This is a genomic window from Pseudochrobactrum mosebachae (assembly GCF_048914685.1).
GTDB lineage: Bacteria > Pseudomonadota > Alphaproteobacteria > Rhizobiales > Rhizobiaceae > Pseudochrobactrum.
This window is the reverse complement of record NZ_CP128408.1, coordinates 2,010,967-2,022,490: the sequence shown is the minus strand read 5'-3', so window position 1 is coordinate 2,022,490 and position 11,524 is coordinate 2,010,967. Positions and strand designations below refer to the sequence as shown.

The following is an 11,524-nucleotide window of genomic DNA, read 5'->3' as shown; positions in this document are numbered from 1 at the left end:
TCAGCCGAAATAGTCCTCATCAATTTTCTTGAGATGTAAGACGTCTTCATCGCGGCAACCGATATTGTACCGGATCATTAGCTTGGTCAGTTGAATGCCGTCAATGAGAACGATCCGCATTCCAAGGTCTTTTGCTGTTTGAATGGCTGAAGAGCTGAATGATGAAGTCGTTACGAAAAGACCCTTCTGGGCTTTTTTGATATTCAAAGCGCCGAAGAAATCCCGGATTTGCCCAGAGCCAATATTATTGCCCTCCGCATTTCGTTTCGCCTGAATATAAAGCTGATCAACACCCAGCGGATCTTGGTCGATTACACCATCAACCCCACCATCACCTGATTGGCCAATTGCTCTTGCTGCATTATCGGATGATCCACCATAGCCCATGGCCAGCAACAACTCGATCAACAGCTCCTCGAAGAATTTTGGCGTTGAGCTCCGTACCCGATCCAATAGTTCTGAAGCAAGAGCTTCATTGATTTGGCGGTAGGTAACCCGTATCAACTCATCCGGAGTAATATTGGCAGCCTCTACGGCACTCTCAGCCAAATCGCCATTATCTGGTCTATTAGTTCTGCGACCTCTAAATTGTTGGAAATCTGCAAACTGTGTCAGAAAATTATTATCAATACGCGCAGGTGATTGCGCTAGAATGCGGGTACCTTCATCTGTCAGTTTATAATTACCGCGCGATGGGTATGTAATAAGACCCGCCTGCTTCAAATAAGATTTTGCCCAATTTATTCGATTGTCGAATGTGCGCTGCTTACCGCTCGGCAATAGATGCTCACGCTCTTGCGCACTTAAATTATAGGCATTAGCAAGCGCCGATACCACATCCTTACTTGATACTTCGCCTTGACTAGCTGCTTTCAATACAGGCAGCATTAATGTCTGATAATCAGGTATCATTACGTCCCCCACTTTACCCCAATACTTCTAAGCACTCTGCCGAGTTCATAAAGTATCAATAGACTGACAAGAGACAATAAACACCATACTAATTATATTTCAGATCTTTAAAACAAAAGCTTGCCATGCTTCCATCATCGCGCGACGCTTATCCAACAAATCCGTCCGATGATAAGCTGCTTCTGTAGAGCTTTTTATCGTATGAGCGAGCGCACGCTCCGCAACATCACGCGGATAACCATTTTCTGATGCCCAATCGCGGAAGCTTGAGCGAAAACCATGGGCGGTAGCAATCCGCCCTGCTGTATCACTTTCAACGCGCTGGTCGCGCAGAAACTTCGTCATAGTCATATCGCTATATGGTGTACCTTTCCGCGAGTGAAACACTAACGGGTTATCATCTACCTTTGTTTGCTGTTTATATTGCAATACCTCGTAGACACGTGATGTTAACGGCACACGATGTGCAGAACTAGCCTTCATTCGGACTGCTGGAATTGTCCATATCGATTTATCAAAATCTATTTCATCCCAGGTCATCATCCGCACCTCACCGGAACGGCAAGCTGTCAGAATAAGAACTTCCAACATCAGTTTTGTATCACTGGCATGTCCGGATACGATTTTGGCTGAATACACCTCAGGTAAAAAACGCCAAGGAACTGCCGGATGATGCTCAACGCGCTGTCGTATTCCTGGTTGTTTTGGCAGTAATTGATCAACAACACCCACTGGGCTCGCCATAATATAACCATTAGCTACACACCATTTCATGACCTTATCGCAACGCTGTTTAACTCGTGATGCAGCCTCCGGCTTCTCCAGCCATATAGGCTTTAAGCAGTTAGCAAAATCAGCGACGGAGATTTTATCAACTTTTTTCTTTCCAATTTTCGGAAACACATACTCAACCAATGTGTTGATCCACTGATCGATATGCTTTTGATTACGAAAACCAGGTGCAGCATCAGCGTGAACTGTATGAGCAGCACATTCAAAAGTTGGCATTTCCTGCAAAACGCGCTGCTGTTCTTCTTGACGAGCACGCTCCTCAAGTGGATCCACACCAGCCTCAACCATCTGGCGATTAGCCCATCCCTGCTCACGAGCAAGTTTAACTGAAACTTCTGGATAGCGCCCTAGCCCCATGTCGCGGCGCTTACGCGTCTCAGGCGAGGTAAATCGAAATATCCATTTACCGGCACCAACGGTTGATCCAGAGAAAAGATACAGCCCTTTGACACCACTATCAGACAATGGCTTATCCGTCGGACTTAGCTTACGAGCTTTTGCATCACTAATCATTGGCAACCACAAACCTTAAACTCATTCTTCAGCCCATCACCCAGACCATCAAGAAGTGCAAGATTGCATGAGACCAACTGAGACAACATAAGAACAAGATTACAATAAAATTAAAGCAATACCAATGGTTTAAGAGATAAATTTAGACGTTATGAGATTTTTTGAGATTGAATAATCGGCAGACACCCTCTCCGCCATTTTATTTAATAAAATCAATTAATTATTTAAATTTCAATATTACACACTTAAATTCCGAAGCGCGCTCCCTTGATGCTATTTCATCAAGGGCCACGTTCAAGGCACGTCCTGAAATAACTTGTCGCCAATAATAACAGGCCATTAGAATCCCCCACAAAATACTTAGGCAAAAATCCCAACGTTTAAAATATCTTTTCGACGCTGCCGTTCAGCCCAAGAATCTTGGAATTGCGGCCCACTGGAATCAGGTGGGGACATCGGCCGTAACATTCGCAAGGGCAGCGGAATAGGTAAATCTGGTCCGATGATTATAGCTTCACCGGGTGCCAACATTGGAATAAACTGCGTTGCGGCACGGTCGAGATCTCCGTATGCATGCTCAACAGTGTTACGGTTCTGTTCGTTCGTCAATCTGTGAACTATTAAAGTGCCAAGTTGCCTCAGCACGTCCTGTGGAATATCGCGCGGACGTTGAGTTGCTAATACACATGTTAACCCATACTTGCGGCCTTCTTTGGCTATCAAACCAAAAGAGTCTAAACGAACACTGCCATACTCGTCACCTAAAGTGCGGCCCAGGAATTGATGTGCTTCATCCAGAAACACTACTATCGGGGCATCACGAAAATGCCCATCACGAGCAATCCCGAGAAGGTATCTTCCTATAATATTCATTATCGGACACATTATTTTGCCGACAGACAGTGCGGTTATTGCGATTTTACTGCCTTAAACCGCACTTATGTTATATACTCTGCCATGAAAACTGGCACCACCATCTATCCACAATCACCTCCCAACGACCTGGCACCCGCTTGGGTGTTGCCCAGCTGGGTTCAAGCACATGCCGCTGATCCCAGCATTGAGAGCGCCACGTTCGCTGCTGCGATCACTTTGAAAACGCTAGATGATCTGATACGCAGCCATCCTGTCTGGGCAGGCTGTTGGCGGGCGCGTCAGGCTATGAACTGCGCCACAGCGGGACTACGATTGCTGGGCCACCAGGCGGAGGCGGCGCTTTACGCAATGCGGTTTTGTTGTGCGGGCCGGATGCTGATCCGGGGCCCGCAAGAAGACTGTTGTTGCTTGGCAAGGTCCGGCAACGCGGAAACCAAACGTTTCAACACAAAGCGTGACAGAACTGGCCAATCTGCTAGGTCTGGCGCTGCATATGGATGCCGTCACGATCGCTGACGTCTTTGAGGCCGCGCTGCAAGCGCGGATCTGATCACAACTCTTGTCGCCACCCGCCCCGGTGCAGAAGTGCTGGCCTGGGCGCTCGCTGACATGCTAATTGCTACCAAGCTCGGCTGGGTACAACCCCTACCATTGCTGATGACGCAGCGTAACGGAACGGCGTTCCGGACAGAAGCGGGCAGGGGACGGATTGGTCCCGAGGATCCGGCTTTTGCAACAGCGCTGTCACTGGCCTTGGTCGCAGCCAGCCAAAACGCACTCAACAGCGCCAATGCCCTTGCCCGGCGCAACGCGACATTGCTGGCCGTCGCACCAAAACTACGCAGCAAAGGCGCTGCCACCATCCTGTACCAATTGAGCGACAAGGACGCATTATTGGCCAGTGCGCCGGGCAGCGGGTTATCACGCTGGGCGGCCACCCGCCTGTTTGAACGTTTGCACAGTTTCGGCGCGGTGCGCGAATTATCCGGCCGCACCAGTTTTTAAATTTACGGCTTGTGAGGAGAGGCGGGAGCATGCACACAGACAACCGTTCAAAACCCAAATTTCCGACCAAAAAATCGCCAGACAACAGTCTCTATGGCTGCGATCTTGCTGATCTACCGCCGGAGTTGCGCTGGCGAGAATGGATGCGGCGCCTTGAAGTGGTGTTGTTCGCCAGCAGTCAGCCTGTCGACCGCACCACCCTGGCCCGGGTCATCGGCGCAGATTGCAGCTGCGCTCAGGCACGGAGCGATTTTACTCGCGTGACTTTGCTTTTGTACCAATAACTGGTCCCATCAGTACAAAGGAGACAGATTATGTCACGAAACTCATCTGTTGCGCTCGGAGATCATTTCGTCCGTTTCATTGATACACAGGTCAGGGCAGGCCTGCGTTTACTGGAGGAACATGAAACGCGGGTAAAATCCTTGCAGGATGCCTTGATCGCGGGTGAAGAATCCGGTCGGCCTCAACCTTTGGATCGCGAAAGCTTACTGCATAAAATGAAGACAAGGCATGCGCTTTGAAAGGTTCTGTCTCAAAGTTTTGAGTAGGTTATAAACCACCTTGTTTACTGATACAGTTGTGCTGCGAGCTCCGCAAAGTTTTGAAATTGTGAGCGGTTATCGTTGGCGAATTGGTTTTTGCGGATCATATGGGCTACTTCTATCCCTGTAATAGCTGAGACGGAATGGAATGTTTTGAAGCCCGTCTTTGGCTTGGTGATCCGTTTGATGAAGCGGTGATCTTATTAAAGGATATTATTGAGATATTTGATCTGCCTGATTTCAAACATAGCACCCGTTCCAGGGAATTTCAGGATCCTGTTAACGGCCTGTAGCCCAGCCAGATTAGCTCCGCTTTTATTAATGACAATCTTCCTTCATACGTCATTGGCAACGATGGAATTTTTTATATATAGGCGCGGTGCAGCCAGATTGCGGCGCTAGGATAGCATAAAGTCAAGTTTTTGGCCGCTGCGGACAACGGTTCGATACAAATAGATCCATTGAGCCCAAACCTTAATATGGGTCTCGTTGACTCACCACGAACTGACCGTAGGACGTTTGCGCAGCTGAGCCTGCATTGCAATCTGCGTTTAGTAGCCAACAATCGAGCGGTTCAAGGTTGTATGGTCGATAGGCATGCCACGTTCGTTCAAGATTTACTAAAGGTCGCGATACGAATCCGGATAGCGCAGATAAAAAATAGCGTGCAGGATGACACTTTTAGGAAACTGCGCCGCCTTGAAGTTCACGGTCGTTAATATCACATCGCCATTATCCCAATCATCCATACTGTGATACATCTGATCAGAGATGAAAACTTTGCCACACTACCATGTTATATAGGAATTCAATAACACAAACCTTAAGCCGATACATTTAAGCTAGATTAATAATGTCAAGAAAAATAAAGCCATTTCACCAGGTAGTCATGTAAGACTATTAGATAGTTCCTTACGCATAAAACTAATGAAATGATCAGCAATACCTGATTTTACTGTCATTCTTGGCCGTATCAACCAAATAGTAAATGTAATATCAGGTTCGAATGGCCTAACAATCAATTTTCCTTCAAGGCAGCCTCCTGCGCTGATCGGATCAACAACTGAGATCCCTGCCCCTAAAGCAACGAATGAGCAGGCCGTTTCTGACTGCCCTGTTTCGATCCGCATTTTTCGCATTATTTGCAGGTCGTCAAAAATCTTATCGATAAACATGCGGGACCGATCCTGCGGCCCCAAAGAAATAAAAGGTTCACCGGCAAGGTCCTGGGCTTTGATTATTGCATTTTCAGTAAGGTGATGACCTACAGGGAGGATGCAAACCGCCTTTAAAGTCTGCAAAGGAATACTTTCAATTTCATCCCGGTCGCCGGCAATAAAACTGATACCAAAGTCTAACTGATGACTTGCAACAGCATCAATCAGGCTGCGCGAGCGCATGCTTTGTATATGAAACATCACATTCGGATGTTCATTAGCATAGTGAGATACAATTTCTGGTAGCATCTGGCGGGCGATAGCTGGAAATGCTCCTATTGTTAAAGCACCCCATTTTTTATCTCTTAACGCTGCAGCCACACGCGCAACACGGTTTATACCTGCAAACATCAGTTCTACCTCGACAAGTAGAGCTTCAGCCTCTCTTGTATGGTGTAGACGCCTTCCTTTACGCTCAAACAGCATAAAACCACAATAAAGTTCCAACTGATTGATCAATTGGCTGACAGCCGGTTGCGAAATACAGAGCAGTTCAGCAGCGCGGCTGACACTTCCCGTTGACATAACGGCTTTGAATGCCTCGAGCTGCCTGATGTACATTATGAACTCCACATATAATCTTACCTTATAGCTTTCTAAGTAAATAGTATTATTAATTATATATAATTGTCTATAGGGCTTCTATTATAACAAATAGGGGAAATTTTATGATTGTGAATTCATTAATAAAACTCTCGCTTGCTAATGTTTTTCTGGGCACGGTTCTTTGCGCTGCAGCACACGCTGACCAGCTGGACGAAGTTAAGTCCAGAGGCAGGCTGATTGTCGGCATCAAGAATGATTATGTCCCTTTTGGATTTTTAACTAAAAATGACGAGTTGAAAGGTTTTGAAATCGACTTGGCGAAGTTTATTGCCGGTAAGATCGTTGGCTCGGAAACGGAAATTGAGCTGGTTCCCGTTGTAGCGTCGAACCGCATTGAGCTTTTAAATGCTGGGCGCGTTGATTTGGTTCTAGCAACACTTGGTGTTAACGCTGAGCGTGCGAAAGTAATCAACTTTACCGAAGAATATTACAATATGGCAGGCATTGTGCTGCTTGCACCAAAAGATACAGCTATTACCAAATGGGAAGATGTGCACGGCCAAAAACTGTGCGGCATGCAGGGTAATCTATATAATCGTACTCTAGCTGGAACCTATGGCGCAGAAACTGTTCTGCTCACAGGAACTGCAGATATGTTCAAGGCTTTTCAGAATGGCCGCTGCGCTGCAGTTGCCTTTGATGGCCCAATTCTTCAGCAGAAACTCACTGATCCAGAATGGGCTACAAAATACAAAATTGCCCTTGATACTTTCAGTTATATTCCGATCGCAGGAGGCGTACGTAAGGATGAGCCGCGTTTCCTCGAAGCGGTCAATAAGGCTATTTTTGAGGCTGAAGCTTCTGGATTGATGGTTAATGCCGAAAAAACTTATAATATGGGCGAAAGTGACTATGTGGCGCAACGTGCTTCTGAAGCGAAAGCCGCTGGGCACTGACACGCGCATAAGCCCGGCATCTGGTTGCTACATGCAAGTATAAAATATGTAGCTTGAGCTGCTAACTCTTATAACGCACCCAGTTCCGCTACCGTGCATATTGCATATGCTGAGGGGTGCGCAATATACCGGAATTAAACAATGATATTCGGTCTTGATTTTGAATGGCTGGCAGACCCGCTGTATCAACGCTGGCTGTTTGAAGGGTTGGAAACAACTCTTACTATAACTGCTTTGGGCAGCGTATTAATGCTGATAATTGGCATTATCGGCGCGGCTATCATCCACTTTAATATACCTGTCGCCAAACCATTAACTATCATCATGATCGATCTGTTTCGAAACACGCCACCTTTGGTGCAGTTGTTTTTCTTATATTTCATGATCTCCGATCTGGGGCTAAATTACATAAACTCAGCTACTGGGGCTTCTGAGCCGCTTCTATCAGGTTTTGCGTGCGTAGTTATATCTTTGGCGTTGTATAATGGCTCCATAGCTATTGAGATTATCCGGTCAGGCATTAATTCCGTACCTCGCCAAACTGTCGAAGGCGGGCAGAGTCTGGGGTATAGCCGAATACAGATTTTCCGTTGGATTGAGCTGCCAATAGCATTGCGTCTGACCATTCCAAATATGACGAGCAATGCTGTTAGTCTTGTCAAAACATCTGCGCAAGCTGCACTCGTTGCGGTAACTGACATCATGTTTGTTGCCACCCAGATAGCACTGGAAACATTCTTAAATCTAGAAGTGATGATCATATTGTGGCTCATCTATCTGGCTATCACCACTGCAGTCGTTCTTCTTACAAAACGAATTGCAAAAACTCTGGCAATTCCTGGATTTGGTGAGGGGGCAATGAAATGAATAAGGACAATCTATCAGCCCTGTTCGGCTTCATTGGGGTAATCATAGCACTCTTTTCAATTCTGTTCATTACATACGGAGCAACAAGTGCGGATGCCATAAGTGTTCTCATAAATCGATCATCACTTTTGCTCACTGGAAGCTCTGGATTTTCAGGCTTTGGTGGTGGTTTTTCTGCCAATGTGGTGATTAGTATATTATCGATGATGATTTCACTCACTGCGGGATTTTTTCTTGGAAGTGCTATGGTCTCACCGAATACCATGATCAGAAACACTAGCGTTTTGGTCATGAACCTTTTGCGCAGTTCCCCATGGCTGGTTGTACTCTATGCTATGCTTTACCTGTTGCCTTTCCGTATAAATGTATTCGGCACCAGCATCTTCTTATCGCCTTTTTTCAAAGCCGTTATTGGCCTGTCTTTTCCGGTGACTGCTTATATTGCAGAAGGTTTTAGAAATGGTATCCGTGCAGTACCGGACGGACAGTGGGAATCTGCGCGTGCTTTGGGCTACCGGCGTAGCCAGATACTGCGGCTAATCATTCTGCCTCAGGCGCTTCCGTTAATGTTGCCAAATCTGATGACCACCTATGCGATGCTGTTCATCGGTACCAGCCTTGTAGTGGTAACCGGTACATCAGACGTGCTTTCAATTGGTAAGACGGTGATTGCAAGTGACGGCGATCAATATTCAACGGCAGTCTACCTCTACATTCTCCTACTGTTTTTTCTTTTCGCCTACCCACTGGCGACCTGGACGCGCGCCCTTGAACGACGCTTGAGTAAAGGCAATTGACATGAACACGACACCTACCAAGCCAATCATAGAAGTCTCCAATATTTATAAAAATTACGGTGCAGTTGCAGTGCTCAAGGGCATTTCAATGAATATCACGGCAGGTGATGTTGCTTGTATTATCGGTCCTTCTGGATCCGGAAAGTCGACGCTTTTACGTTGTCTGAACGGTCTTGTTCCAATTGAGCGCGGTACAATTAGGCTTGGTAACTTCCAGGTTGAACGCTTGCGTTCAGAAAAAGAACTAGTTCCGCTGCGCCATAAAGTTTCAATGGTCTTTCAGCAGTACAACCTGTTTCCCCATAAGACCGTTTTGCAAAATATCATGATGGCTCCGGTGCAGGTACTTGGACATAATAGAGAAGAGGTGCGGGATCGCGCTATAAAACTTCTCGCCAAAGTGCAGCTATCCGGTAAAGAAAATGTCTATCCGGGCGAATTGTCCGGCGGGCAGCAACAGCGCGTGGCAATAGCTCGTGCTTTGGCTATGCAGCCGGAAATCATTCTGTTTGATGAAGTGACAGCCGCCCTTGATCCGGAGATGGTGCAAGAAGTGCTCAATGTCATCCGCGATCTGGCAAGCGAAGGCATGACCTGTGTGCTTGTGACCCATGAAATGCGCTTCGCGCAGGAAGTTGCAGATCAGGTGTTCTTCACCGATGGCGGCGTCATGGTGGAACATGCGCCACCCGAACAGTTTTTCGGCAATCCTTCCGACCTGCGTCTCAAATCATTCTTATCCAAAGTTCTTTGATTTCCTTAATAGGATGAATAAATGCAAACTTATAAAATACTCGTGCCTGATGCTCATCTGCGTGATCTTTCTATCGAAAGCGAGATTTCAGGAAGTCGGTTTGAATATCTCATTTATGATGAGACCGACCCTGCCGGCATACCTGAACAGCAATGGAGAGAGTGCGATGGCATTCTGATCTGGCATCGTATGCGCATTACACCGGAAACGGTGGCACTACTCGACAATTGCAAATTGATTGTGCGTGTTGGTGTTGGTTTTGACAATGTTGATGTCGATGCCTGCCGTAAAGCTGGCATAGCGGTTTCCAATGTTCCCAATTACGGAACTACGGAAGTGGCAGACCATGCGCTTGCCATGTTGCTTTATCTGACACGTGGGCTCGGCACCTACGAAAAACGTCTTAAAGCAGATCCGGTCACAGGTTTTGTCGCGGAAGGTGCGCCGGTTGTACGCCGTCTGCGTGGATTGACATTTGGTGCAATCGGGTTGGGCCGTATAGGTACCGCTATTGCGCGACGTGCAGCAGGGTTTGACATGAATATTGTCTATTACGATCCTTATCTGCCTGAAGGGCATGAGCTGGGGATTGGCTTTGAGCGTAAAAGCACATTAGACGAGCTCATTGCAGCATCCGATATTGTCAGCCTGCATGTTCCGCTCTCCGATGAAACCCGCGCAATGGTCAATGACGAGCTGCTTTCCAAGTTCCGTGATGACAGTATTTTCATCAATATTGCACGCGGTGGTCTGGTTAATATCGATGCATTATTCAGAGCGCTGAAAAGTGGCAAGCTGGCCGCTGCCGGACTTGATGTCCTTCCGGTTGAACCACCTTCGCCGGCCCCCGCTTTGGTTGAAGCATGGCGTAATGAAGAAGACTGGCTTGCAGGACGGTTTATCGTCTCACCCCATGCCGCTTTTTATTCTGAGGCCGGTTATGTCGATATGCGAACATTTTCCGTCGAGATCATGCTGGACTTTCTCCTGCATAACAAAGTCCGCAACAATGTGAATCCCGGTTGGGCACAACACAGCCTCTGAAATTCAGTGTGTCAAGGAGTATGCCATCATGGCATTTCAAAAATTAAACGCCCCGTTCCTCAAATTGTCTGACGACGCTTTGAACGCATGGCGCGAAATACCCCCTGCAGTCGCATCGGATTGCCTCAACCGGACTCAGTCTATGAGCGCAATAATCAAGCCGGTTTCCACCGGTATCACGCTGTGCGGACAAGCACGAACCGTCACTGCTATGGCTGGAGATTGCGGCAGCATATGCGAGCTGATCGGCATAGCTGAAGCTGGTGAAGTGATTGTTGTGGATGCTGGTGGTGTTGATGATACAGCCGTCTGGGGAGGTATCATGACTGCCGAAGCTGCCCACAAAAATCTTGGCGGCGCGGTTGTTTTCGGAGCTATCCGCGATGTGGAAGAAGTGCGCCAACTGCGTTTTAACATGTTCTGTAAGGCCGTAGTTCCCCGCGGACCTCACCACGGTTTTGGCGGCATTATTGACGGTGCGATTTCCATGGCAGGTGCGGTTGTGCGCTCTGGCGATATTGTACTTGGCAATGATGACGGTGTGGTGATTGTGCCACTCGAACGCGCAGAGGAAATACTTGCAGCAGCGCAGGCGCATCTCACCAAGGAAAAAGCCTGGCTGGATGGTATCCGCAACGGACAGACCATCAAACAAATGTTCAAGATGCAAACTTCTTTAGACAAATAACGTAATGAGACT

General features: G+C 47.3%; 14 protein-coding genes and 1 pseudogene. 10 read left to right on the top strand and 5 right to left on the bottom strand.

Annotation, left to right across the window (positions count from 1 at the left end; all coding sequences use genetic code 11):
* From MP213Fo_RS09310 to MP213Fo_RS09300, 3 genes are all read right to left on the bottom strand, one after another.
* Window positions 1–912 carry a restriction endonuclease gene (locus MP213Fo_RS09310; RefSeq protein ID WP_421088757.1) on the bottom strand — a complete coding sequence of 304 codons (912 nt, stop codon included), beginning with the start codon at window positions 910–912 and terminating at the stop codon, window positions 1–3.
* Between the two features lie 99 nt (window positions 913–1,011).
* Window positions 1,012–2,217, bottom strand: a complete 1,206-nt coding sequence (locus MP213Fo_RS09305) for a tyrosine-type recombinase/integrase (protein WP_421088756.1) — start codon at window positions 2,215–2,217, stop codon at window positions 1,012–1,014.
* Window positions 2,218–2,577: 360 nt separating this feature from the next.
* Entirely contained in the window at window positions 2,578–3,090 is a 513-nt protein-coding gene (locus tag MP213Fo_RS09300) for an ATP-binding protein (protein ID WP_421088755.1), read from the bottom strand.
* Here MP213Fo_RS09300 and MP213Fo_RS09295 point away from each other — a divergent pair.
* The 4 genes from MP213Fo_RS09295 to MP213Fo_RS09280 are packed head-to-tail and all read left to right on the top strand — an operon-like array spanning window position 3,001 to window position 4,622.
* Window positions 3,001–3,609, top strand: a complete 609-nt coding sequence (locus MP213Fo_RS09295; protein ID WP_421088754.1) for a DUF1403 family protein — start codon at window positions 3,001–3,003, stop codon at window positions 3,607–3,609. The two genes, MP213Fo_RS09300 and MP213Fo_RS09295, sit on opposite strands and share 90 nt — an antisense overlap.
* Before the next feature lie 30 nt (window positions 3,610–3,639).
* The gene (locus MP213Fo_RS09290) at window positions 3,640–4,098 is read left to right on the top strand and encodes a DUF1403 family protein (RefSeq protein WP_421091085.1); all 459 of its coding nucleotides are present in this window, start codon (window positions 3,640–3,642) and stop codon (window positions 4,096–4,098) included.
* Window positions 4,099–4,127: 29 nt separating this feature from the next.
* Window positions 4,128–4,382 carry a hypothetical protein gene (locus MP213Fo_RS09285; protein ID WP_421088753.1) on the top strand — a complete coding sequence of 85 codons (255 nt, stop codon included), beginning with the start codon at window positions 4,128–4,130 and terminating at the stop codon, window positions 4,380–4,382.
* A 30-nt stretch (window positions 4,383–4,412) separates the two neighbouring features.
* A complete protein-coding gene (locus tag MP213Fo_RS09280) occupies window positions 4,413–4,622 on the top strand; it encodes a type II toxin-antitoxin system ParD family antitoxin (RefSeq protein WP_421088752.1) in 210 nt (69 codons plus the stop codon).
* 44 nt (window positions 4,623–4,666) lie between these two features.
* Here the strand turns inward: MP213Fo_RS09280 and MP213Fo_RS09275 are convergent.
* Together MP213Fo_RS09275 and MP213Fo_RS09270 are read right to left on the bottom strand one after the other, a co-directional pair.
* Window positions 4,667–5,392 (bottom strand): annotated as a pseudogene (locus tag MP213Fo_RS09275) (IS6 family transposase).
* A 138-nt stretch (window positions 5,393–5,530) separates the two neighbouring features.
* Window positions 5,531–6,421: a LysR substrate-binding domain-containing protein gene (locus MP213Fo_RS09270; protein WP_421088751.1), complete on the bottom strand. Its 891-nt coding sequence runs from the start codon at window positions 6,419–6,421 to the stop codon at window positions 5,531–5,533.
* Window positions 6,422–6,528: 107 nt separating this feature from the next.
* Here MP213Fo_RS09270 and MP213Fo_RS09265 point away from each other — a divergent pair, with 107 nt between their 5' ends.
* From MP213Fo_RS09265 to MP213Fo_RS09240, 6 genes are all read left to right on the top strand, one after another.
* Complete coding sequence (locus MP213Fo_RS09265; protein WP_421088750.1) at window positions 6,529–7,362, top strand: transporter substrate-binding domain-containing protein; 834 nt, start codon at window positions 6,529–6,531, stop codon at window positions 7,360–7,362.
* 141 nt (window positions 7,363–7,503) lie between these two features.
* On the top strand, window positions 7,504–8,229 hold the full coding sequence (locus tag MP213Fo_RS09260) for an amino acid ABC transporter permease (protein WP_421088749.1): 726 nt from the start codon (window positions 7,504–7,506) through the stop codon (window positions 8,227–8,229).
* Complete coding sequence (locus tag MP213Fo_RS09255) at window positions 8,226–9,026, top strand: ABC transporter permease subunit (protein ID WP_421088748.1); 801 nt, start codon at window positions 8,226–8,228, stop codon at window positions 9,024–9,026. The genes MP213Fo_RS09260 and MP213Fo_RS09255 overlap by 4 nt, the downstream gene beginning before the upstream one ends.
* Before the next feature lies 1 nt (window position 9,027).
* Entirely contained in the window at window positions 9,028–9,780 is a 753-nt protein-coding gene (locus MP213Fo_RS09250; RefSeq protein ID WP_421088747.1) for an amino acid ABC transporter ATP-binding protein, read from the top strand.
* Between the two features lie 21 nt (window positions 9,781–9,801).
* Window positions 9,802–10,824 (top strand): C-terminal binding protein, encoded by a 1,023-nt coding sequence (locus MP213Fo_RS09245; RefSeq protein WP_421088746.1) that lies wholly within the window; start codon window positions 9,802–9,804, stop codon window positions 10,822–10,824.
* A gap of 28 nt (window positions 10,825–10,852) precedes the next feature.
* Complete coding sequence (locus MP213Fo_RS09240; protein ID WP_421088745.1) at window positions 10,853–11,512, top strand: RraA family protein; 660 nt, start codon at window positions 10,853–10,855, stop codon at window positions 11,510–11,512.
* The last annotated feature ends 12 nt before the right edge of the window (window positions 11,513–11,524 follow it).